At 68.9% G+C, this 23,569-nt stretch carries 18 protein-coding genes and 1 pseudogene; 15 read left to right on the top strand and 4 right to left on the bottom strand.

What is annotated here, in order from left to right; genetic code table 11:
* Nucleotides 1–364: 364 nt before the first annotated feature.
* The 3 genes and pseudogenes from BGM09_RS18060 to BGM09_RS37785 form a co-directional block, all read left to right on the top strand.
* Nucleotides 365–598, top strand: a pseudogene (locus BGM09_RS18060) (helix-turn-helix transcriptional regulator); the annotation flags it as partial.
* 127 nt (nt 599–725) lie between these two features.
* Nucleotides 726–1,265, top strand: coding sequence for a hypothetical protein (locus tag BGM09_RS18065; protein WP_188282647.1), 540 nt, complete (start codon nt 726–728; stop codon nt 1,263–1,265).
* A complete protein-coding gene (locus BGM09_RS37785) occupies nt 1,262–1,813 on the top strand; it encodes a hypothetical protein (RefSeq protein WP_223187195.1) in 552 nt (183 codons plus the stop codon). The genes BGM09_RS18065 and BGM09_RS37785 overlap by 4 nt, the downstream gene beginning before the upstream one ends.
* 103 nt (nt 1,814–1,916) lie before the next feature.
* Here BGM09_RS37785 and BGM09_RS18075 read toward each other — a convergent pair whose 3' ends face one another.
* Nucleotides 1,917–3,446, bottom strand: a complete 1,530-nt coding sequence (locus tag BGM09_RS18075; protein WP_188282648.1) for a helix-turn-helix domain-containing protein — start codon at nt 3,444–3,446, stop codon at nt 1,917–1,919.
* A gap of 256 nt (nt 3,447–3,702) precedes the next feature.
* Between BGM09_RS18075 and BGM09_RS18080 the strand changes: the two genes are divergently transcribed.
* Entirely contained in the window at nt 3,703–4,188 is a 486-nt protein-coding gene (locus BGM09_RS18080) for a hypothetical protein (RefSeq protein ID WP_188282649.1), read from the top strand.
* 15 nt (nt 4,189–4,203) lie between these two features.
* On the opposite strand, the gene BGM09_RS18085 is transcribed toward BGM09_RS18080, so the two are convergent.
* From BGM09_RS18085 to BGM09_RS18095, 3 genes are all read right to left on the bottom strand, one after another.
* Nucleotides 4,204–5,433, bottom strand: a complete 1,230-nt coding sequence (locus tag BGM09_RS18085) for a hypothetical protein (RefSeq protein WP_188282650.1) — start codon at nt 5,431–5,433, stop codon at nt 4,204–4,206.
* Nucleotides 5,430–6,287 carry a class I SAM-dependent methyltransferase gene (locus BGM09_RS18090; RefSeq protein ID WP_188282651.1) on the bottom strand — a complete coding sequence of 286 codons (858 nt, stop codon included), beginning with the start codon at nt 6,285–6,287 and terminating at the stop codon, nt 5,430–5,432. Before BGM09_RS18090 ends, BGM09_RS18085 begins: the two co-directional genes overlap by 4 nt.
* A 101-nt stretch (nt 6,288–6,388) precedes the next feature.
* A complete protein-coding gene (locus BGM09_RS18095; RefSeq protein WP_188282652.1) occupies nt 6,389–6,658 on the bottom strand; it encodes a hypothetical protein in 270 nt (89 codons plus the stop codon).
* 453 nt (nt 6,659–7,111) lie between these two features.
* Here BGM09_RS18095 and acnA point away from each other — a divergent pair, with 453 nt between their 5' ends.
* The 11 genes from acnA to BGM09_RS38890 all read left to right on the top strand — a co-directional run.
* Nucleotides 7,112–9,826: an aconitate hydratase AcnA gene (gene acnA, locus BGM09_RS18100; protein ID WP_317452759.1), complete on the top strand. Its 2,715-nt coding sequence runs from the start codon at nt 7,112–7,114 to the stop codon at nt 9,824–9,826.
* Between the two features lie 474 nt (nt 9,827–10,300).
* Nucleotides 10,301–11,698 carry an N-acetylglucosamine/diacetylchitobiose ABC transporter substrate-binding protein gene (ngcE, locus tag BGM09_RS18105; RefSeq protein ID WP_188282654.1) on the top strand — a complete coding sequence of 466 codons (1,398 nt, stop codon included), beginning with the start codon at nt 10,301–10,303 and terminating at the stop codon, nt 11,696–11,698.
* Between the two features lie 81 nt (nt 11,699–11,779).
* A complete protein-coding gene (locus tag BGM09_RS18110; RefSeq protein WP_188282655.1) occupies nt 11,780–12,712 on the top strand; it encodes a carbohydrate ABC transporter permease in 933 nt (310 codons plus the stop codon).
* A gap of 13 nt (nt 12,713–12,725) precedes the next feature.
* On the top strand, nt 12,726–13,682 hold the full coding sequence (locus tag BGM09_RS18115) for a carbohydrate ABC transporter permease (protein ID WP_188282656.1): 957 nt from the start codon (nt 12,726–12,728) through the stop codon (nt 13,680–13,682).
* Nucleotides 13,683–13,943: 261 nt separating this feature from the next.
* Nucleotides 13,944–15,158 carry an ROK family protein gene (locus BGM09_RS18120; RefSeq protein ID WP_188282657.1) on the top strand — a complete coding sequence of 405 codons (1,215 nt, stop codon included), beginning with the start codon at nt 13,944–13,946 and terminating at the stop codon, nt 15,156–15,158.
* Nucleotides 15,159–15,297: 139 nt separating this feature from the next.
* Entirely contained in the window at nt 15,298–16,380 is a 1,083-nt protein-coding gene (locus tag BGM09_RS18125) for a sugar ABC transporter substrate-binding protein (RefSeq protein ID WP_188282658.1), read from the top strand.
* A gap of 229 nt (nt 16,381–16,609) precedes the next feature.
* Nucleotides 16,610–17,398, top strand: a complete 789-nt coding sequence (locus tag BGM09_RS18130; protein WP_188282659.1) for an ATP-binding cassette domain-containing protein — start codon at nt 16,610–16,612, stop codon at nt 17,396–17,398.
* A complete protein-coding gene (locus tag BGM09_RS18135) occupies nt 17,395–18,702 on the top strand; it encodes an ABC transporter permease subunit (RefSeq protein ID WP_317452760.1) in 1,308 nt (435 codons plus the stop codon). The genes BGM09_RS18130 and BGM09_RS18135 overlap by 4 nt, the downstream gene beginning before the upstream one ends.
* A gap of 357 nt (nt 18,703–19,059) precedes the next feature.
* Nucleotides 19,060–20,985: a 1-deoxy-D-xylulose-5-phosphate synthase gene (gene dxs, locus BGM09_RS18140; RefSeq protein ID WP_188282660.1), complete on the top strand. Its 1,926-nt coding sequence runs from the start codon at nt 19,060–19,062 to the stop codon at nt 20,983–20,985.
* A 227-nt stretch (nt 20,986–21,212) separates the two neighbouring features.
* Nucleotides 21,213–22,718 (top strand): amino acid permease, encoded by a 1,506-nt coding sequence (locus BGM09_RS18145; protein WP_188282661.1) that lies wholly within the window; start codon nt 21,213–21,215, stop codon nt 22,716–22,718.
* Nucleotides 22,719–23,569 (top strand): glycosyltransferase family 39 protein (locus BGM09_RS38890; protein ID WP_411158327.1); only part of this gene is annotated, 851 nt, incomplete at its 3' end.

The following is a 23,569-nucleotide window of genomic DNA, read 5'->3' on the forward strand; positions in this document are numbered from 1 at the left end:
GCGACCAGAGCGCAGCACATATCGTCACCGTCGCCGAATGGGCGGGAGTTCGCGCCCCGTGGCTCGCTCAGCGCTTCGCGCACTGTATCGAGGGGCCGGAGCAATCTGGGATCCCCTGGGGCCGTCTCGAATCCGCATTTTGTGCTCCTGGCATGCCCGACGAGCCGATCGCAGCGGCACCTGTGCTTTAGTTCAGCGCCTCCACGGCCAGGCCGAGAAGTACTTCGTGCTCGCCCTCCGCTGACCACCACCGCCCGCACCGTTCCCACATCCCACAGGAGTTCCTCACGCCTCCGCGTCTCCTCACTCGGATTCTCCCGCTACGACGTCGAAGAACGCATCCCGCCAGGCGTTCCTAACCGTCAATGAAGCCGCCGACTACCTTGGCCTGTCCCCTCATACCCTCTATGTCTGGCGCCACCGGCGTCAGGGACCGCCGAGCTTCCGTATGGGAAGCCGTGGCCGAGTGATGTACCGGATAGTGGCCCTGTACACCTGGGTTCGTGAACAAGAGCAGGCCGACTCGCGGTCCAACACTTCCATCAGCCCACTTCACACTCCCGTCCGGGAGCGCACCACTCGCTTCGCTAGCGACTGACGCCCCCAGGCAGGCAGTACCGTCCTTATCTATCGTTGTGGAGGAGTAAGACCTGCCTGGCTACATAGAAGACCGATGGCTGAAGAAGCGCCCGAACCCGAAAGCACGCAAACGCGACCGCACCGCCATGTACGGCAAGTGCACCCGATACCGCGCCAAGGGCATCCCCGGTGTCAAGGACCGCTCCTTCGACGCCCTCCAGGACGCCACGACCTGGCTCGCCCAGGCCCAGACCGACGCGCGCCGAGGCGAGTTCGTAGACCCCCGCGATGGTGCCATCTCCCTCAAGGACTATGTCGCAACGCACTGGTGGCCCAGCCAGAGCGGTGACCCGTCCACGGTCGAGCGGATCGAGCAGAGGGTGCGGAGGCACATCGTTCCCCACCTGGGTGCTCAACCGCTGAACGCGACGGGCACGGAAGTCCTGCGTCACTGGAAGAAGCGGCTGGAGAAGGACCTCGGTCCGACCTCCATCCATCTGGTTTGGGCGACGCTCTCCAGCGTCCTCCAGGCTGCGTCGAGGACCGTCGCCTCGGACGCAACCCGTGCCGATCCAGCACGGTCGGCCCGCCGGCCGCGGCACTCGGCAGGGTCGAAGCGTGGCCGCCCGACCGGGTGTTGGCGGTACGGACGGCCCTGCCGGAGCGCTACCAGCTTCTCCTCGTGATCGGTGCGGACCTTGGGCTCCGGCAAGGGGAGGCGCTCGGACTCGCCTTGGAGGACATCGACTTCGCCAAGGAATTCGTACACGTCCGGCGGCAGGTCAAGATGGTGCGGGCGAAGTCCTGTTTCGCGCTCCTCAAGGGACGCGAGGTCCGGGACGTGCCGCTTCCGACCAGCGTGGCCCAGGCTATCCGACAGCACATGGAGCAGTTCGCGCCGGTTCCGTTCACACTGCCCTGGGACGACCCGCCTCCGGCTAAGACGCCCGTGGAAGCCAAACACCGGCGGCCGAGGACCTACAGCCTCCTGGTGACGGGACGCGAGCGGACGGCCATCAACCGGAACTACTTCAACTCCTACGTGTGGATGCCGGCTCTGGCCACGACGGGCGTGATCGCCCCGCTAGGGGACGGCGGCGCCGACGGTGCTCGCGTGTGGGAGCCGTCCCGGGAACACGGCTTCCGTGCCCTGCCCTGCGACACTTCTACGCCTCCGAGGAGTTGGAGGCTGGCGAGTCAAATCGTCTCCCTGGCCCGCTGGCTCGGGCATTAGCCCGCCTCAAGCCCAAAGTCCCAGAGAAGTCCCAGAGATACGGCCGCACCGCGTCCCGACCTGCTGAATAGCAGGTCAGACGCGGTGCGGCGGCACCCGGGCGTCAGATGTCGCGGAAGATCTCGATCTGGGCGCCGATGGAGTTGAGGCGCTCGGCGAGGTCTTCGTAGCCGCGGTTGATGACGTAGACGTTGCGGAGGACGGAGGTGCCTTCGGCGGCCATCATGGCGAGCAGGACGACGACGGCGGGGCGCAGCGCCGGGGGGCACATCATCTCGGCGGCGCGCCAGCGGGTGGGGCCCTCGACCAGGACGCGGTGCGGGTCGAGGAGTTTGACGGCCGCGCCGAGACGGGTCAGCTCGGTGAGGTAGATGGCGCGGTTGTCGTAGACCCAGTCGTGGATGAGGGTCGAGCCCTGGGCGGTGGCGGCGATGGCCGCGAAGAAGGGGACGTTGTCGATGTTGAGCCCGGGGAACGGCATCGGGTGGATCTTGTCGATGGGGGAGCGCAGCTTGGACGGGCGGACGGTGAGGTCCACCAGCCGGGTGCGGCCGTTGTCGGCGCGGTACTCGGGAGTCAGCTCGTGGTCGAGCCCCATCTCCTCCAGCACGGCCAGCTCGATCTCCATGAATTCGATCGGCACCCGCCGGATCGTCAGCTCCGACTCGGTGACGACGGCCGCGGCCAGCAGGCTCATCGCCTCGACCGGGTCCTCGGACGGCGCGTAGTCCACGTCGCGGTCGATCGCGGAGACGCCGTGCACGGTGAGCGTCGTCGTACCGATGCCGTCCACTCGGACGCCCAGCTCCTCCAGGAAGAAGCAGAGGTCCTGGACCATGTAATTGGAGCTGGCGTTGCGGATGACGGTGACGCCGTCGTGCCGGGCGGCGGCCAGCAGCGCGTTCTCGGTCACCGTGTCGCCGCGCTCGGTCAGCACGATCGGCCGGGTCGGGGTGACGCCCCGGTCGACCTCCGCGTGGTACGTGCCGTCCGTCGCGGTGATGTCCAGGCCGAAGTGGCGCAGCGCGTTCATGTGCGGCTGGACCGTACGGGTGCCGAGGTCGCAGCCGCCCGTGTACGGGATACGGAAGCGGTCGGTGCGGTGCAGCAGCGGCCCGAGGAACATGATCACACTGCGGGTGCGCCGCGCGGCCTCGGTGTCCATCGAGTCCAGGTCGAGGCTGGCGGGCGGCACGATCTCCAGGTCGTTGCCGTCGTTGATCCAGCGGGCGCGGACGCCGATGCTGCCCAGCACCTCCAGGATCCGGTAGACCTCCTCGATCCTGGCCACCCGGCGCAGCGTGGTGCGCCCGGCGTTCAGCAGGGTCGCGCACAGCAGGGCCACGCAGGCGTTCTTGCTCGTCTTGACGTCTATGGCGCCGGACAGGCGACGCCCGCCGACCACCCGCAGATGCATGGGGCCCGCGTAGCCGAGGGAGACGATCTCGCTGTCCAGCGCCTCGCCGATGCGGGCGATCATCTCAAGACTGATGTTCTGGTTGCCGCGCTCGATACGGTTGACTGCGCTCTGGCTGGTCCCGAGAGCCTCGGCGAGCTGGGACTGTGTCCAGCCCCTGTGCTGCCTGGCGTCCCGGATGAGCCTGCCGATACGTACGAGGTAGTCGTCGGTCATATCGCCGAGGCTATCTCACATATGAGATGCGGCAACCGCGGATCGGCCGTCCGTGACGGACCCCACTCCCGCCGTGTGCCATCCGGCGTACGCCGGCGCGTACCCGCCCGTGCCCGCACCCGCGACCGCCCTCACCGTACTCGCGGGTCACGGCCCCGCAACCCGAGAGCGCAACCTGGCGGCGAAGCCCAAGAGCGCAACCCGATGCGCACGCCCCGGCCACGCGCCGCCGTGGGCATACGGCACACTTCCGATCATGCTCACGCCCATACGTTCCCGGCCCTCGCGCCGCGCGGCCGGCGCCGTACTCGCCCTGGCCGGAGCGCTCGCCGGGTGCGGCGGCGGCGCGGGCCCCTCGCAGGACCCGCCGAAACCGCCGTTCGGCTGGTCGCCGAGCGGACCCTCCCAGACGCCCCCGACCTGGGGGGAGACGACGGGCGCCGCGGCCACGCGAGGTACGGGATCGCCGTCGGCCGGCTCGACGTTCGCCCTCACGGCGCCGCCGGAACGCGCGGGCGCGACTCCGGTGACGCCCAGCGCGAGCGGGAGCGTCAGCACGTGCCCGACGCCCGGACAGCCATATCGCCTGTGCGGCCGTTACCAGCTGGTCTGGCCGACGATCGACCCGTCCGCGCCGTGTGTCGACCGCGACCAGGGAGTCCACGCAGGCGCCACGTATGCGTGTGTCCACGGTTACTGGGTGGAGCTCCCGAAGGTCCCGACACCGGCCACGCCGAAGTAGCGCGCCCGGCGCCCGCTACCGCCCGTGCGGTACGAAGATCGGCTCGTCGTCGGCCGCGGCCCGCGGCGCCGGAATCCGGCGGCGCACCGCCCACCGCGGCGTACGCGGCAGGACCACGGCCAGCAGGCAGCACACCGCCATGCCGAGCAGCCCGGTGATGACGCCGAGCTTGGCGGCCAGGGAGACCTGCGGCAGGACGAACACGGCGATGTCGAGTCCGAAGGACGCGGCGCTCACCACCGTCAGCGCCGCCGCGACACGGTTCAGCCGGGCGTCCAGCGCCTCCGCGCGCTGCGAGGACGCGGCCAGCAGGGAGTTGCTGACGTAACCGAGGAGCTTGTCGGCGCGCTCCTGGGTGTCGTCGAGCCCGATCACCTGGCGCGCGGAGAGATAACTGGCCCGGTGCACCTGCGTCGACTCGATCCGGTAGGCGTCGAGATGGTGGAAGTCGGCCCACAGACCGTCGAGGAACCGCCGGAAGGCGTGCACATCGGTGGTCTCGGGGTGGCCGTGCGCCAGGTCGGCCAGCACCCAGCGCCCGGCGACGAGCGCACCCACCAGCAGCGACTGCTGCGCCACCGCGATGTCCGTGGGCTCGGTCATGGTCAGCAGATCGTGCAGCGGCGTCGCCGGATCGCGATCCCAGGCGTACGTGTACGGCAGCAGAATCCGGCAGTCGGGGCCCGATATCAGCGCGGGGACACGGGCGTCGGCCGTCCACGGCGGATTCCGCGTCACGAAGTGGCAGTTGTAGCGCGCCGATTGGCGGTCGATCGGCGAACCCGCCCCGGTCAGCGCGAGATCGGGCCGCAACGCGATTCCCTGGACTAGACCACTGGCGACGGCCGCGGCCAGCACCGCCGTCAGGATCGGTGCGTCCGCCTCCCGCAGCGCCTGGTTGACGGTCGCGTCGAGCGCGTCGAGGTCGTGCAGCGCCATCCGCCGCAGATCGGCCTCGTGCCGCAGCGCGTAGACCACCAGCACGGTGCCCGCGGCCAGGATGCGCGCGTGGCAGGCCACGATCTCCGTGCCCGGCAGGCTGATCGCCGGTCCGACCATGCCGGTCAGGTCCATCTCGATGGTGGTGTCCGGGTTGTACGCCAGCGACCGCAGGCCCCCGGCCACCGGCCGTAACTCGCCGTGGCCCGGCACCGCGACCAGCTCCAACGAGCTGACGGGGGAGCGGTGGTGCAGCGGATACGCCCGGCTCTGGAGGTGCAGCACCTCGCTCGCGCCGTCGCTCATGCCGTCGCTCCCGCGCGGCCGGGGCCGGAGCCGGGGGTCCAGGAGACCGCCACGTACTCCGGGATCAGGTCGGACTCGCTCACCGACACCCCGCCCAGATAACGCCGTTGCAGATCCTCGGGGCCCCGGTCCTCGATCGCCGTGCCCAGCAGCGACTCCAGCTCGTCGTGCGTGAGATGGCTCGCGTCCGCGGGCACCGACCTGCGCAGGAACCAGTCGCGCTGCCCGGCCAGGACGCGGCAGCCCGCCGCCGCCGCGGGCCAGTAACTGACCGCGGTCACCGCCGTCGTACCGAAACCGGCGCCCAGCGTCACCACCGACCGTGCCGCGTCCCCCGGCAGATAGAAGACGACGCCCTCCGCTACGTACGCGATCGGCCGCCCCGCTGCCAACTCGCGTGCGGCGGCGGTCACTTCGGCGCGGCCCTCCGCCCCGTTCAGATCGGCCGCGAGATGCCGCACCTCGCGCTCCGGCGCGACACCGGACGCCGTCAGCTCCGCCGCCCGCCGCCGCTTGGCCGCCGCCATCTCCGGCAGGTCCACCTCCAGCGCGGCGGGGAACGGCAGCAGCCACGGATACGAGGAGAAGCCCGCCCCGCACACCACGAGCACCGTGTCCGGGTCGGCGCGCAGCGCCCGTGCGAGGGTGTCCGCGATGTAGCGTCCGCGCAGCGACACCACCAGGTCGTCGTGCGGGTACACCTCGTCGGCGAACTCCCGCCACAGCGCCCTCACCGCGGGCCGGTCACCGTCCGGAATCCACGCGCCCGCCAAGGGATCCTCGGCGAGGTCGGGCTTGCGCGCCCGCGACTCGTTGACCAGATACGCGGTCAGTTCGACCCCACCGTGCTGCATGACCCGCGACCCCCGAATGTGTGACGTTGCGTCACCCACCTTGGTATCACGTCCCGTTGCCGCCGAGGATCTCCGCGCCGGCCATACGACGGTCCCGCCGCTCAGCCGCGCCGGCGCGCCAACTCCGCCTCCCTGGCGTCGAGATACGGGCCGAGGCCGGTCGCGGTCGCCAACCGCACCTGAATGAAGGGCACTCGGTGCCCGACGACAGTGACCGTCACGGTGTCCAGCGTCACCCGCGCGGCCCACCACGTCCCCTCGGTCAGTACGTCGGCCAGCACGGCGCCGTCCACGACGACATCCACCCGCGACGTACGCCCGTCCCCGCCCCCGTCCCCCTCCGCCGACGGCTCCGACACTCCGCCGGCCACGCGGGCTCCGGTGCGGCCCGGTCACCGCGACCACCCGGAAAGGCGGCGCCCCGCGCGGTGCGGCCATCCGTCGCGCCGCCTCGGCCAGGGCCGCCGCGATCCTCGCGCCCTCGTCCTCGGTCGCATACCGCACGAGGACATTGTCCCGGCACCCGTCAGGCGGGCACACCCCGCGCGGGCCCCGCGCCATGACCTGGGTCCGACCCGGCGCGCGCCACGCCGCCGTCCTCGGGCGGGCCGGGCATGACCCAGCGGCGGTCATGTACTAGAGTTATCTCGACATCGAGATATCTGCTGAGGCGTACGACGACCGCACCGCATGAGGTAAGGGTTACCTAACTAGGCCCCACCTTAGCGGACCGGCCGGCGGGCATGTCACCGACATGCGGCCGGGCCGGGGGACCGCGGTGGTACGCGCGCAATGACGCAAGACGACGCATGAAGGAGACTGTCGTGTCGGCGAACAGCTTCGACGCCCGCAGCACGCTGCGCGTGGGCGACGAGTCGTACGAGATCTTCCGGCTGGACAAGGTGGCGGGCGCGGCCCGGCTGCCGTACAGCCTGAAGGTGCTGCTGGAGAACCTGCTGCGTACCGAGGACGGCGCGAACATCACCGCCGACCACATCCGGGCGCTGGGCGGCTGGGACTCCCAGGCCCAGCCGAGCCAGGAGATCCAGTTCACGCCGGCCCGCGTGATCATGCAGGACTTCACGGGTGTGCCCTGCGTGGTGGACCTGGCCACCATGCGCGAGGCCGTCAAGGAGCTCGGCGGCGACGCCGCCCGGATCAACCCGCTCGCCCCGGCCGAGCTGGTCATCGACCACTCGGTGATCGCCGACCGCTTCGGCACCGCCGACTCGTTCGCGCAGAACGTGGAGCTGGAGTACGGCCGCAACAAGGAGCGCTACCAGTTCCTGCGCTGGGGCCAGACCGCGTTCGACGAGTTCAAGGTCGTCCCGCCCGGCACCGGCATCGTTCACCAGGTGAACATCGAGCACCTGGCCCGTACCGTCATGGTCCGCGGCGGCCAGGCGTACCCGGACACCCTGGTCGGCACCGACTCGCACACCACCATGGTCAACGGCCTCGGCGTGCTCGGCTGGGGCGTCGGCGGCATCGAGGCCGAGGCCGCGATGCTCGGCCAGCCGGTCTCCATGCTGATCCCGCGGGTCGTCGGCTTCAAGCTGACCGGCGAGCTGCCCACCGGCACCACCGCCACCGACCTGGTCCTGACCATCACCGAGATGCTGCGCAAGCACGGCGTGGTCGGCAAATTCGTGGAGTTCTACGGCGAGGGCGTCGGCGCCACGTCGCTGGCCAACCGCGCCACCATCGGCAACATGTCGCCGGAGTTCGGCTCCACCGCGGCGATCTTCCCGATCGACGAGGAGACGCTGAAGTACCTGCGGCTGACCGGCCGGGACGCGCAGCAGGTCGCGCTGGTCGAGGCGTACGCCAAGGAGCAGGGCCTGTGGCTCGACCCGGCCGCCGAGCCGGACTTCTCCGAGAAGCTGGAACTGGACCTCGCCACCGTCGTCCCGTCGATCGCCGGGCCCAAGCGCCCGCAGGACCGTATCGTCCTGGCGAACGCCTCCCAGCAGTTCGCCCGTGACGTGCGCAATTACGTGACCGACGACGAGGAGGCGGGCAAGGAGTCCTTCCCGGCCTCCGACTCCCCGGCGACCCACAACGGCGTGCCGACCAAGCCGACCGTGGTGACCGCCCCCGACGGGAGCACGTACGAGATCGACCACGGCGCCGTCACCGTCGCCGCGATCACCTCCTGCACCAACACCTCGAACCCGTACGTGATGGTCGCCGCCGCCCTGGTCGCCAAGAAGGCGGTCGAGCGCGGTCTGACCCGCAAGCCGTGGGTGAAGACGACGCTGGCGCCCGGCTCCAAGGTCGTCACGGACTACTTCGACAAGGCGGGCCTGACCCCGTACCTGGACAAGCTCGGCTTCAACCTGGTCGGTTACGGCTGCACGACCTGCATCGGCAACTCGGGCCCGCTGCCCGAGGAGGTCTCCAAGGCGGTCAACGAGGCGGACCTCGCGGTCGCCGCGGTGCTCTCGGGCAACCGCAACTTCGAGGGCCGGATCAACCCGGACGTCAAGATGAACTACCTGGCGTCGCCGCCGCTGGTCGTCGCGTACGCCATCGCGGGCTCGATGAAGGTGAACATCACCGAGGACGTCCTCGGCACCGACACCGACGGCAAGCCGGTCCGCCTCCAGGACATCTGGCCGACCGAGGCCGAGGTCAACGACGTGGTCGCGTCCGCGATCGGCCAGGACATGTTCAACGAGTCCTACCGTGACGTCTTCGCGGGCGACGCGCAGTGGCAGGCGCTGTCGATCCCGACCGGTGACACCTTCGAGTGGGACCCGCAGTCCACCTACGTCCGCAAGCCCCCGTACTTCGAGGGCATGACGATGGAGACCACCCCGGTCACCGACATCGAGGACGCCCGCGTCCTGGCCAAGCTCGGCGACTCGGTCACCACCGACCACATCTCCCCGGCCGGCGCGATCAAGGCCGACACCCCGGCGGGCACGTACCTCACCGGACACGGCGTCGACCGCCGCGACTTCAACAGCTACGGCTCGCGCCGCGGCAACCACGAGGTCATGATCCGCGGCACCTTCGCCAACATCCGGCTGCGCAACCAGATCGCACCGGGCACCGAGGGCGGTTACACCCGCGACTTCACCCAGGCGGACGGCCCGGTCGCCTTCATCTACGACGCCTCGCGCAACTACATCGAGCAGGGCGTCCCGCTGGTCGTCCTGGCGGGCAAGGAGTACGGCTCCGGCTCGTCCCGCGACTGGGCGGCCAAGGGCACCGCGCTGCTCGGCGTCAAGGCGGTCGTCGCGGAGTCCTACGAGCGCATCCACCGCTCCAACCTGATCGGTATGGGCGTGCTGCCGCTCCAGTACCCCGAGGGCGCCTCCGCGGCCTCCCTGGGGCTCACGGGCGAGGAGACGTTCGCCGTCTCCGGCGTGACCGAGCTGAACGACGGCACGACCCCGCGCACGGTGAAGGTCACCACCGACACCGGTGTGGAGTTCGACGCCGTTGTCCGGATCGACACCCCCGGAGAGGCCGACTACTACCGCAACGGCGGCATCATGCAGTACGTGTTGCGGTCGCTGATCCGCAAGTAACGATCAAGTGACGTTCCGCTACGGCGGATACGTAGAAGAAACCGCAGGCGGGCCGCGTTCCCCTCAGGGGGGTGCGGCCCGTCCGCTTATGTCCGTACATGCAGACCGGCTCGGTCTTCACTACTTGAACGCACTTCCGTGACAGTCGTGTTGACTAGTGAATACAAGATCCGGCGCGCTCGGGACCGGTGAGACATCCCACGTTTCGCGGAGGTCTCAACTCGGGAAAGCTTGCCGCCCAAACCCTCATTCGATCTTGCCCTGCCGACTGCAAGTGGACTATACCTGTCGGCGTCCAAGGAACCCGCTCACAGCGGGGCGGGGCGGGGGGGAGCGTCGGGCGAAACACCCGGCGGCCTACGGTGACGTACCCCTCCTCGATGGATGCACGGCATCACTCAAGCTTCAACTGTTCGCGGTCGTCGGCGGATTCCGCTGCACCGCATGAGTCCTGATGAGAGCGAGGACTTGAGCATGGGATCCGAAATGAACCGCCGGGATCTGGTCAAGCGTTCCGCGGCGCTTGGCCTCGTAGCCATTCCGTCGGCCGGTCTGCTGAGCGCCTGCGCGTCCAGCGGCGGTGACAGCAGTAGCGACAAGCCCACCAAGAGCGCGACTGCGGCCTCGAAGGACAACCCCTTCGGCGTGAACGACTCCACGGCCCTCGACATCGTCATCTTCGACGGTGGTTACGGCCACGACTACGCCACCGCGCTCGGCAAGCTGTACGAGTCCAAGCACCCGGGCTCCAAGTCCAGCGTTCTGCCCACGCAGGACATCGCCGGCAAGCTCCAGCCGCGCTTCAACGCCGGCAGCCCGCCGGACGTCATCGACGACTCGGGCGCCCAGCAGATCAAGCTGGACGTCCTGCAGAAGAGCGGTCAGCTCGCGGACCTCACCCCGCTGCTCGACGCGCCCTACATCGACGACCCGAGCAAGAAGATCCGCGACGTGCTCCAGCCCGGCACGATCGAGACCGGCACGCTCGACGGCAAGATGTACTCGCTGAGCTACATCTACACCGTGTTCGGCCTGTGGTACTCCGGCAAGCTGTTCAAGGACAAGGGCTGGACCGAGCCCAAGACGTGGGCCGACTTCATGTCCCTGTCCGCGGAGATCAAGAAGGAGAAGATCGCGCCCTTCTGTCACCAGGGCAAGTACCCGTACTACATCAACGTCGCGATCATGGACCTCATCGCCAAGAACGGCGGCCTGGAGCTCCAGAAGCGCATCGACACGATGGACCCGACGGCCTGGGACGACCCGGCCGTCAAGGCGGGCATCGAGGCGGTCTACGAGATCGTCGACAAGAACTACCTGCTGCCCGGCACCAACGGTCTGACCCACATCGAGTCGCAGACCGCGTGGAACCAGTACAAGGCCGCCTTCATCCCGTGCGGCTCCTGGCTGGAGAACGAGCAGATGAAGGCCACCCCGAGCGACTTCGACATGAAGTTCATGCCGATGCCGTCGCTCACGGGTGACAAGCTGCCCTTCGAGGCGATCCGGGCGGGCGCGGGCGAGCCGTTCATCGTCCCGGAGAAGGCCAAGAACAAGGCCGGCGGCCTGGAGTTCCTGCGCATGATGCTGACGAAGGAGGGCTCCGGCAAGTTCGCCGCCGCCGCCAACTCCCTCACCGTCCTCAAGGACGGCGTCGGCTCCGACGTCCAGCTCCGTCCGGGTACCGCGTCGACCGTGACCGCACTGACCGCTGCCGGTGCGAACACGTTCAACTACAACTACCCGAACACCAACAGCGAGTTCGATGTCGCCCTGCAGAACCTGAGCGGTGAGCTGATGGCCAAGCGCCTCACCCCCGCCCAGTGGATCTCGAAGGCCAAGGCGCTCGCGGTCAAGGCCAAGAAGGCCTGACCCAGCGACGTCGTGCGGTGCGGGGGCCGGAATCCGTCCGGCCCCCGCACCGGCATAGCCCCTCGATCAGGAGCAGGATCCATGCAGCATCGCAAATACCCCTTCATTGTGGGCTTCCTCATCGTCCCGATCGTCCTGTATGTGACGTTCGTGATCTGGCCGTATCTCCAGACGATTGGCTACTCGCTCACGGACTGGAAGGGCGAGTCCCAGACCTTCAACTTCGTGGGCCTGGACAACTACACGACCCTGTTCCACGACTCCGTCTTCAGGACCGCGTTGTGGCACAACATCCTGCTGCTGATCTTCCTGCCGGTGATCACCATCCTGCTGGCGCTGTTCTTCGCCTTCATGGTGAACGTGGGCGGTCGCAGCACGGCCGGCGGCGTCCAGGGCGTCCGCGGCGCCGGGATCTACAAGGTCGTCTACTTCTTCCCGCAGGTCCTGTCGGTCGCGATCCTGATCGTGCTCTTCGGCGCGGTCTACCGCAGTGACTCGGCCGGTCTGCTCAACGGCGTCCTGGTGAAAGTGCACCTGGTGGACGCCAACAACCCCATCGAGTGGCTGAACGACCCCAACCTCGTGCTCTGGTGCCTGCTGGCGATCCAGGTCTGGGCGGGCGTCGGCTTCTACCTCGTGCTGTTCTCCGCGGCGATGCAGTCCATCCCCAAGGACATCTACGAGGCCGCGCTGCTCGACGGCGCGGGCCGCTCGCAGACCTTCTTCAAGGTCACCCTCCCGCTGCTGTGGGACAGCGTGCAGACCTCGTGGGTCTATATCTCGATCTTCGCGATGGACTTCTTCGCCCTGGTCTCCGGACTGACCCCCGGAACCGGCTACGGCGGTGGTCCCGACCACCACAGCGAGGTCATGGCGACCTACCTGATGCGCAACTTCCTGTCCTTCGGCAAGAGCGGTTACGCCTGCGCACAGGGCGTGATCATCATGCTGGTCACCTTGATCGTTTCCGCTGTCACGCTGCGGGTCTCCCGCCGTGACCGCATCGAGTTCTGAGCGGGGAAGCACCATGACCTCACCCATCACCGAGGCGCAGTCCGGCGGACTGCTGGGCCAGGTACCCGCTCAGGGCGGGCCCGGCAAGAAGCGCAAGGGCAAGGGAGCGGAGGAGGCCGGCTACGACGGAGCCGGCGGCCGGGTGCTCAACGTCTTCTCGCACGGCTTCCTTGCGGTCTGGGCGATCATGATCATCCTGCCACTGGCATGGATCATCCTCAGCTCGTTCAAGAACAACAGCGAGATCGGCTCCAGCGCGTGGTCCTGGCCCTCGCACTTCACCTTCGGCGCGTTCGGCCGCGCCTGGGACAAGGGCATCGGCGACTTCTTCCTGAACACCGTGATCGTGATGGTGTTCTCGGTGCCGCTGACCATGCTCTTCGGCTCGATGGTCGCCTACGTGCTGGCCCGGTACGAGTTCCCCGGCAACAGGTTCATCTACTTCCTGTTCGTCGGCGGCGCGATGTTCCCGTACTTCCTCGCGCTGGTCCCGCTGTTCTTCATGGTGAAGAACCTCGGCATGCTGAACACGTACCAGGGTCTGATCCTGGTGTACGTCGCCTACTCGCTGCCGTTCACGACGTTCTTCATGCACTCGTTCTTCAAGACGCTGCCAACGGCCATCCATGAGGCGGCGGTACTCGACGGCGCCTCGCACACCCGGACGTTCTTCCAGGTGATGGTGCCGATGGCCAAGCCCGGCCTGCTGAGCGTCGGCATCTTCAACGTGCTCGGGCAGTGGAATCAGTACATCCTGCCGGTCACGCTGATGCAGCCGCAGACCAGTACCGACAAGGACCACTCCATGCTGGCCCAGGGCCTGGTGAACCTCGCGCTGTCGCAGGGGTACTCGGGCGACTACCCGGCGCTGTTCGCCGGCATGGTGATCGCGATGCTGCCGGTGCTGGTGGTGTACCTGTCCTTCCAGCGCCAGGTCCAGGCCGGACTCACCGCGGGCACCCTGAAGTAGCCCACGGCGGCGCCCCGAAGCGCCGTTGAGCAGGCCGTACGCCGCGAGGAGCGGCTCCGCGAGGGCGCGGAGCCGCTCCTCGGCGTTGGCGACCGATTCGCATAACGGTGTGGCTCTCCCCCTTGACGGGACATCACCCCAAACACTCAACTTAGAGTTCACATGTTGTAGACGACGGGGTCTCACCGATGTGGCAGGTACGACATCGGTCCGGGTCCCCGTCCGTGCGGGCAGTCGGGACGCTCCGGCTGCCGGGCAGGAGTGGATGTCGTGGTCGAGACTCCGGGATCGCAGTCGTCGCTGCACCGGGCCAACCTGGAACGCGTCGTGCGTGCCGTACGGCTGGCCGGGTCACTCACCCAGGCGGAGATCGCGCGCAGCACCGGCCTGTCGGCCGCGACGGTCTCCAACATCGTCCGCGAACTGCGGGACAACGGCACGGTGCAGGTGACGTCGACCTCCTCGGGTGGTCGACGGGCCCGCAGCGTGGCGCTGTCCGGTGACGCCGGGATCGTCGTAGGAGTCGATTTCGGCCATTCGCATCTCCGGGTCGCGGTCGGCAATCTGGCCCATCAGGTGCTGGCCGAGCAGTCCGAGCCGATCGACGTGGACGCCTCCGCCTCCCAGGGTTTCGACCGCGCCGAGCAACTCGTCGCGCGGCTGGTGGAGTCCACCGGGATCAACCCCGACAAGGTGCTCGGGGTGGGTCTGGGCGTGCCGGGGCCGATCGACGTGGAGTCCGGGACGCTCGGTTCGACGGCGATCCTGCCCGGCTGGAGCGGTATCAACCCCCGCCAGGAGCTGACCGACCGGCTCGGTGTGCCGGTCCAGGTGGACAACGACGCGAATCTGGGCGCACTGGGCGAGTTGGTCTGGGGCGGCGGTCGGGGCGTGAAGGATCTGGCGTACATCAAGGTCGCCAGCGGCGTCGGCGCGGGCCTGGTGATCGACGGCAGGATCTACCGCGGACCGGGGGGCACGGCGGGTGAAATCGGCCACATCACCCTCGACGAGTCGGGTCCGGTGTGCCGGTGCGGCAACCGCGGCTGCCTGGAGACCTTCACCGCCGCGCGCTATGTGCTCGAACTCCTGCGCGGCAGCCACGGAGATGGCCTAACGGTCCCGAAGATGGTGCAGCTCGCGCGCGAGGGCGATCCCGGCTGCCGTCGCGTGATCGGTGACGTGGGCCGCCACATAGGCATGGGCGTCGCCAGTCTCTGCAACCTCTTGAACCCCAGCAGGGTCGTGCTGGGCGGGGACTTGGCCGAGGCGGGGGAGCTGGTGCTCGGCCCGATAAGGGAGTCCGTGTCGCGGTACGCGATCCCCAGCGCCGCCCAACGGCTGTCCGTGGTACCTGGGTCGCTGGGTGCCCGTGCGGAGGTTTTGGGGGCACTTGCCCTGGTGTTGAGCGAGATGGGCGATTCTACACTGTTGGATGGAAATGCCCCGGTTGATACACCCGCCTTTTCGGCATAACTGAGCGTTCACACAGCTAACGAAACGGGTCGTTGCCATCTCGTTAAGTGTTTACTTCTTGACGGCATGGCGTCAGCCGGAGTTGACTCACGACCACCTCGGCCGCGGTGTTGCGGCCCTGTCAGGGAGGCAACCTCACATGAACGCAATGACGCGTCGAATCGCCGTCGGGACGGTCGCTGTTTCGATCGCGCTCACGATGGCCGCTTGTGGCAAGGCGGGCGACAAGTCGTCCGACAGCAGCAAGGACAAGACCATCGGTCTGCTGCTCCCGGAGAACGCGACCACCCGGTACGAGAAGTTCGACCGGCCCCTGATCGAGGCGAAGATCAAGGAGCTGTGCTCCGACTGCAAGGTCGACTACGCGAACGCCGCCGGTGACCCCACCAAGCAGACGCAGCAGGTCAGCAGCATGATCGCCAAGGGTGTCAAGGTCCTCATCCTGGACGCCCAGGACTCGGTCGGCATCCAGTCCTCGGTCCAGGCGGCCAAGGACAAGGGCATCAAGGTCGTCGCGTACGACCGCCTCGCGCAGGGCCCGGTCGACGCCTACGTGTCCTACGACAACGAGAAGATCGGCGAGCTCCAGGGCCAGGCGCTGATCGACGCCATGGGCGCCGACGCCAAGCCGACCTCGAAGATCGTCATGATCGACGGCGACCCGGCCGACCCGAACGCCGCCTCCTTCAAGGCCGGTGCCCACAAGATCCTCGACGGCAAGGTGGACATCGCCTACGAGCAGTCGGGTCTGTGGAAGGACACCGTCGCCAACCAGAAGGTCACCGCGGCGATCACCCAGCTCGGCAAGGCCAACATCAAGGGCGTCTACTCGGCCAACGACGGCATGGCCGGCGGTATCGCCACCGCCCTCAAGGGCGCCGGTATCAACCCGCCGCTGACCGGCCAGGACGCCGAACTGCCCGGCATCCAGCGGATCCTCGCGGGCACCCAGGCCGCGACGATCTACAAGGCGTACCAGCCGGAGGCCGACGCCACCGCGCAGATCGCGGTCGCGCTGCTCGAGGGCAAGGACTTCAAGGACGTCGCCGACACCACCGCCAAGAGCGGCTCGGGCCAGACGGTCCCCGCCCACCTCATCGGCGCCGTCGCGGTGACCAAGGAGAACATCAAGGACACGGTCATCAAGGACAAGCTGTACACCGTGGCCCAGATCTGCACCGCCGAGTTCGCCCAGGCGTGCAAGGACGCGGGCATTCAGTAGTACCCAGGGCCTCGGCCCGCCCCCGAAAGACCTGTCCGGTGCCCCGCCCCACCATTCCACCCCGCTGCCGGGGCGGGGCACCGGACGGAAACGCTTCCGGGGTAGAGCGTTCGGGGAAGGGGTATGAGCCCGTTCCCCGTTGACTGATGTCATCCCAGTGCTTTATTGCACGTCCCCCGCGGCTGTCCCCCCAGTACGCGGTATCCCCGCCGGTCAGGCGGCGAAGGAGATGGTTCACGTGTCCGCTACGCCCGTGCTGGCGTTGCGCGGAGTCTCCAAGCGATTCGGTGCGGTTCAGGCCCTCACCGATGTCGAGTTGGAGGTCCACGCCGGAGAGGTTGTCGCCCTGGTGGGCGACAACGGAGCCGGTAAGTCCACACTGGTCAAGACGATCGCCGGTGTGCACCCCATCGACGAAGGCGTCATCGAATGGGAGGGCAAGGCGGTCAGTATCAACCGGCCGCAGGACGCCCAGAGCCTCGGCATCGCCACCACGTACCAGGACCTCGCGCTCTGCGACAACCTCGACGTGGTCGGCAACCTCTACCTCGGACGGGAGATCCTCCGGGTCGGAGTGCTCGACGAGGTCACGATGGAAAGGCGCGCGCGCGAACTGCTCAACACGCTGTCCATCAGGATCCCCAGCGTGCGGATCCCGATCGCCAGCCTCTCCGGCGGTCAGCGGCAGGTCGTGGCCATCGCCCGCGCCCTGATCGGCGAGCCCAAGGTCGTCATCCTCGACGAGCCCACCGCCGCCCTCGGCGTCGAACAGACCGCCCAGGTCCTCGACCTGGTCGAGCGGCTGCGCGAGCGCGGCCTCGGCGTGATTCTGATCAGCCACAACATGGCTGACGTGACGGCGGTCGCGGACACCGTCCACGTGCTGCGCCTGGGCAGGAACAACGGGTCCTTCCCGGTCAAGGGCACCACGAACGAGCAGATCATCGCGGCCATCACCGGAGCCACGGACAACGCCGTGACCCGCCGTCAGTCGCGCAACGTGGAGGCGGCGAAGTGAGCGACAAGACCACCCTGTCGAAGGCCGACGAGGAGCCGCCGGCCGTTCCTGCCGACGAAATGGCACCGCCCGCGGTCGAGGTCATCGACCCGCGGCTGCTGGTCCGGCAAGAGGGCTTCAAGGGCTACCTCACCGAATTCCAGCGCAAGCTCAAGGGCGGTGAACTGGGCTCGCTGCCCGTCATCGTCGGTCTGATCATCATCTGGACCGTGTTCCAGGTGAAGGACAGCCTGTTCCTCAGCTCGACCAACATGGTCAACATCAGCTACTTCCTGGCCGCCACCGGCATGATCGCGGTCGGCCTGGTCTTCGTGCTGCTGCTCGGTGAGATCGACCTGTCGGTCGCCTCGGTCAGCGGTCTGTCGGCCGCGATCTTCGCGATCTTCTCCACCACACACGGCATGAACATGTGGCTGGCGATGATCCTCACGGTGCTCACCGGCATCGGCATCGGCGCGATCCACGGCTTCTTCTTCGCCAAGATCGGCGTCCCCGCCTTCGTGGTCACCCTCGCGGGCAACCTCGGCTGGAACGGCCTGATGCTGTGGCTGCTCGGCTCCACCGGCTCGCTGTCCATCCAGGACAAGGGCCCGATGCACATCCTGGGCCAGCGCTCCTTCTTCATGGACCAGGACATCGCAGGCGCCTACATCCTGGCGACCGTCGGCGTCGTCGCGCTGCTCGCCGGTTCGCTGGTCGAGCAGACCCGCCGCCGCAAGGCGGGCGTCCCGTTCCGCCCCACCAGCGAGATCGTGCTGCGCGCCGCCGCCCTGGCCGTGGTGGCCTACGTGGCCGCGTACGTGCTGAACAAGACCGCCGGTGTGCCGAACGCCCTGGTGATCTTCCTGGTCGCCCTGGTGATCTGCGACTTCGTCCTGCGCCGCACGCCCTTCGGCCGCAAGGTCTTCGCGGTCGGCGGCAGCATCGAGGCCGCCCGCCGCGCCGGTATCAACGTGGCGCTGATCCGGATCGCGGTCTTCGCGATCTCCGGTGGCTTCGCCGCCATCGGCGGTCTCTTCCTGGCCGCCCAGACCTACACCGCGACGCTCGCCGCAGGTACCGGCAACCTGCTGATGCTGGCCATCGCCGCCGCGGTCATCGGCGGCACCAGCCTGTTCGGCGGTCGCGGCAACGTCTGGTCGGCGCTGCTCGGCATGCTGGTCATCCAGTCCATCCAGACCGGACTCGACCTGCTGAACATGAACACCTCGATCCAGTACATGATCACCGGCGCCGTTCTGCTCGCCGCCGTGGTCATCGACTCGGTCTCGCGCCGTACGCAGAAGACCTCCGGCCGCGCGTAGCGGCACCGCGTACGACGGCGGCGCGCGTAACGGCTCGTAACAGCGCGGGCGGACACGCGCACCGCGGCAGCACCTCGAACCGCCGGGCGGACCTGGAAATCCAGGTCCGCCCGGCGGTTCGCCGTTGCCGTGCCGTGACATACATCGCACAGGGCGGCCGACAGCCTTGGAACCGGAAGATTAGACTCGTCGGATCGGCCGTATCGAAGAGATCCGGCCGTGCCGACATCCCCGTCGACAACCACGTCGACAACCCCGTCGACAACATTGACGACATCGACAGCCACGTCGGCAAACCGTGGGACAGACAGTCGACAGGTGCCGACCGGTACCGACAGGCAGCAGAGGGAGGAACGGGTGGCAGTGCTGACCCGTATCAACGGACCGCGCGACCTCGACCGGCTCACCCAGCAGCAGCTCGTGGAGCTGGCGGGCGAGATCCGTACCTTCCTCGTCGACGCGGTGTCCAAGACCGGCGGGCACCTCGGCCCCAACCTCGGTGTGGTCGAGCTGACCATCGCCCTGCACCGCACCTTCCACTCGCCCGTCGACCGGATCCTCTTCGACACCGGCCACCAGGCGTACGTGCACAAACTGCTCACCGGACGCAAGGACTTCGCGAAGCTCAAGAGCAAGGGCGGCCTGTCCGGCTACCCGTCGCGCGCCGAGTCCGAGCACGACGTGATCGAGAACAGCCACGCCTCCACCGTCCTCGGCTGGGCCGACGGACTCGCCAAGGCCAACGAGGTGCTGGGCCGCGCCGACCACGTGGTCGCGGTGATCGGCGACGGCGCGCTCACCGGCGGCATGGCCTGGGAGGCGCTGAACAACATCGCCGCCGCCCAGGACCGCCCGCTGATCATCGTCGTCAACGACAACGAGCGGTCCTACGCGCCGACCATCGGCGGCCTCGCGGACCACCTGGCGACCCTGCGCACCACCGACGGCTACGAGCGCTTCCTGTCCCGCACCAAGGACCTCCTGGAGCGCACCCCGCTGATCGGCCAGCCGCTCTACGAGACGCTGCACGGCGCGAAGAAGGGCCTGAAGGACTTCATCGCCCCGCAGGGCATGTTCGAGGACCTTGGCCTGAAGTACGTCGGCCCGATCGACGGCCACGACGTGGAGGCGCTGGAGTCCGCGCTGCTGCGCGCCAAGCGGTTCGGCGGCCCGGTCATCGTGCACTGCATCACCGAGAAGGGCCGCGGCTACAAGCCCGCCGAGCAGGACGAGGCCGACCGCTTCCACGGCATCGGCCCGATCCACCCCGACACCGGTCTGCCGGTCGCCGCCGCGGGCGCCGACTGGACGTCCGTCTTCGGTGACGAGATGGTCGCGCTCGGCAAGGAGCGGGACGACATCGTCGCCATCACCGCCGCGATGCTCCAGCCGGTCGGCCTGGAGAAGTTCGCCAAGGCGTTCCCCGACCGGGTCTACGACGTCGGCATCGCGGAACAGCACGGCGCGACCTCGGCCGCGGGCCTGGCGACCGGCGGCCTGCACCCGGTCTTCGCGGTCTACGCGACCTTCCTCAACCGCGCCTTCGACCAGGTCCTGATGGACGTGGCCCTGCACAAGTGCGGTGTCACCTTCGTCCTGGACCGGGCGGGCGTCACCGGCAGCGACGGCGCCTCGCACAACGGCATGTGGGACATGTCGATCCTCCAGGTCGTGCCAGGACTGCGGATCGCCGCCCCGCGCGACGCCGACCAGGTACGCGCCCAGCTCCGCGAGGCCGTCGCGGTGGACGACGCGCCGACCGTGGTGCGCTACTCCAAGGGCGCGGTCGGCCCGGCCGTCGCCGCCGTCGGCCGGATCGGCGGCATGGACGTGCTGCGCGAGCCGTCCGAGGGCGAGCGCCCCGACGTCCTGCTGGTCTCGGTCGGCGCCCTCGCGCCGATGTGCCTGGAGATCGCCGGGCTGCTGGACGCCCAGGGCATCACCACCACCGTGGTCGACCCGCGCTGGGTCAAGCCGGTGGACGAGGCGCTGCCCGGCCTGGCCGCCAAGCACCGCGTCGTGGTCACCGTCGAGGACAACGGGCGGGTCGGCGGCGTCGGTTCCGCCGTCGCGCAGGCGCTGCGCGACGCGGAGGTGGACGTGCCGCTGCGCGACTTCGGCATCCCGCAGCGCTTCCTCGACCACGGCTCCCGCAAGGACGTGATGGCCGATATCGGGCTCACCGCGCCCGACATCGCCCGCCAGGTGACTGGCCTGGTCGCCACCATCGACGGCCGTTTCGCGGACGACGCGGACCACGCGCGCGAGATCGCCCGCGACTGATCCCACCGCCCGCCCGCCCGCCCGCCCCTTGCCGGGGACACGGCGGCGCACCCGTACGACGCGGGGGTCCACCCATACGGGTGGACCCCTTCTTCCATCGGCGTACGCGTAGGCGCGCCTATTCGGGTGAGACGAACCTCCGGAGTGCAGTAACGCAGTAGCGGCTGCCGACCGACGGAATCGACCGGCCGAACCGACCGGCCGCCGGACGATCTGGAGGTGTGACGGTGGACACCGACACGCGTGACGACACGGCCCCCCGACCCCGGGGGGTGTTCCGTACCAAGAGCATCGAACAGTCGATCGCGGACACCGAGGATCCGGAACACGGCCTGCGCAAGGAGCTGTCCGCGCTCGACCTGATCGTCTACGGGGTCGGCGTCATCGTCGGCACCGGCATCTTCGTGGTCACCGGCTCGGTCGCCAAGGACTACGCGGGGCCCGCCGTCGCGCTCGCCTTCGTCGTCTCCGCGATCGTCTGCGGCCTCGCCGGGCTCTGCTACGCCGAATTCGCCTCGACCGTGCCGGTCGCCGGATCGGCGTACACCTTCAGCTACGCCTCCATCGGCGAACTGCCCGCCTGGATCATCGGCTGGGACCTGATCCTCGAACTGGCGCTGGGCGCGGGCGTGGTGGCGGGCGGCTGGTCCGGCTACATGGCCAATCTGCTGTCGCACTTCGGCATCGACATCCCCAAGGTCCTCACCCACGACGGCGGCGGTTTCGGCTTCGACCTGCTGGCCGCGGTGCTCGTGCTGGTGCTCACCGGCATCGTGATGGCCGGAATGAAGCTGTCCGCGCGGGTCACCACACTGATCGTCGCCGTCAAGGTGACCGTGGTGCTGCTGGTGATCTTCGCCGGGCTGTTCTTCATCACCGGCAGCAACTACCACCCGTTCCTGCCGGGGTCGAAGGCCAACACCGGCAGCGGCTCCGACCTGCACGCGCCGCTGGTGCAGATCATCTTCGGGTTCACCCCGTCATCGTTCGGCGTGATGGGCGTCTTCTCCGCCGCCGCCGTGGTCTTCTTCGCCTTCATCGGCTTCGACATCGTCGCCACCGCCGCCGAGGAGACCAAGAAGCCGCAGCGGGACATGCCGCGCGGCATCCTCGGCTCGCTGGTGATCTGCACCGTGCTGTACGTGGCGGTCTCGCTCGTCGTCACCGGCATGCAGAAGTACTCGGAGCTGGACACCACCGCACCGCTGGCGTCCGCCTTCAAGTCCGTCGGCGCGCCCTTCTGGTCCGGCCTGATCAGCTTCGGCGCGGCCGTCGGCCTGACCTCCGTGGTGATGATCCTGCTGATGGGCCAGACCCGGGTGTTCTTCGCGATGAGCCGCGACGGGCTGCTGCCGCGCGCCTTCTCCCAGGTGCACCCGAAGTTCGGCACTCCCTACCGCACCACGGTGCTGCTCGGCGTGATCGTCGCGCTGATCGCCGGATTCTTCACCGTCGGCGAGCTGGAGGAGATGGTCAACGTCGGGACGCTCTTCGCGTTCGTCGTCGTCGCCATCGGCGTCGTCGTGCTCCGCCGCACGCGCCCCGACCTGCCGCGCGCCTTCCGCGCCCCCTGGGTCCCCGTCCTGCCGGTGGCCTCGGTGTGCGCGTCCCTGTGGCTGATGCTCAACCTCAGCGTGGAGACCTGGCTCCGGTTCGCCGGATGGATGGTGATCGGCTTCGTCATCTACTTCGGCTACGGCCGCTCCCACAGCAGGCTGGGCCGCGGGCGCTAGGTGCAGCCGACGAGCACGGTACCGGCGGCGCGGCCGGCCGTACCGGTGGCCGTGCCCGCGGTCGCCCCCGGCCGCCGCGACCGGCGCTACCGGTCGTGGCTGGCCGCGCTGCTCGCGGTGCTCACCGTCCTGCTGCGCCTGCCGTCCTTCGCCCGCCCGGTCTGGAATCCCGACGAGGGCTATCTGGCCGTCCAGGCGCGGCTGCTGGCGCACGGCGGGGTGCTGTACGACACGGTGGTCGACCGCAAGCCGCCACTGCTGCCGTGGCTGTACCAGGGGCTCTTCGCGGTCTTCGGCGACGGCTCGCTGTGGCCGCCGCGCACGGCCGCGCTGCTGGCGCACCTGGCGACCGCGCTGCTGCTGGCCGCGATCGCCCGCCGCCGCTGGGGCGACCGCTCGGGGGCGACGGCGGGCGCGGGCTACCTGCTGCTGTCGGTCGGCCTCGCCCCCGAGGACAGCCTGGCGGCCACCTTCGAGGTCTTCATACTCCCGTGGACGGCCGCCGCCGTCTGGTGCGCCGACCGGTCCCGCTGGGGACTGGCGGGCGTGGCCGTGGCGGGCGCGGCCCTGACCAAGCAGACCGGCGCGGTGATACTGCTCCCGGTGGCCTGGACGCTGTGGCGGGCGGCGCGGAGATCGGAAGAGGGGGGGGGGGGGGGGGGGGGGGGGGGGGGGGGGGGGGGGTGGGGGGGGGGGGGGGGGGGGGGGGGGGGGGGGTGGGGGGGGGAGGTGGGGGGGGAGAGGGCGAGCCAGAGGCGGATCTCGGCGCCGCCGAGGACGCTGCGGCCGACGGCGAGGTCACCGCCGGTGGATTCGGCGACGCGGCGGACGATGTCGAGGCCGAGGCCGGT

It is taken from the genome of Streptomyces sp. CBMA29, assembly GCF_014596445.1.
Taxonomy (GTDB): domain Bacteria; phylum Actinomycetota; class Actinomycetes; order Streptomycetales; family Streptomycetaceae; genus Actinacidiphila.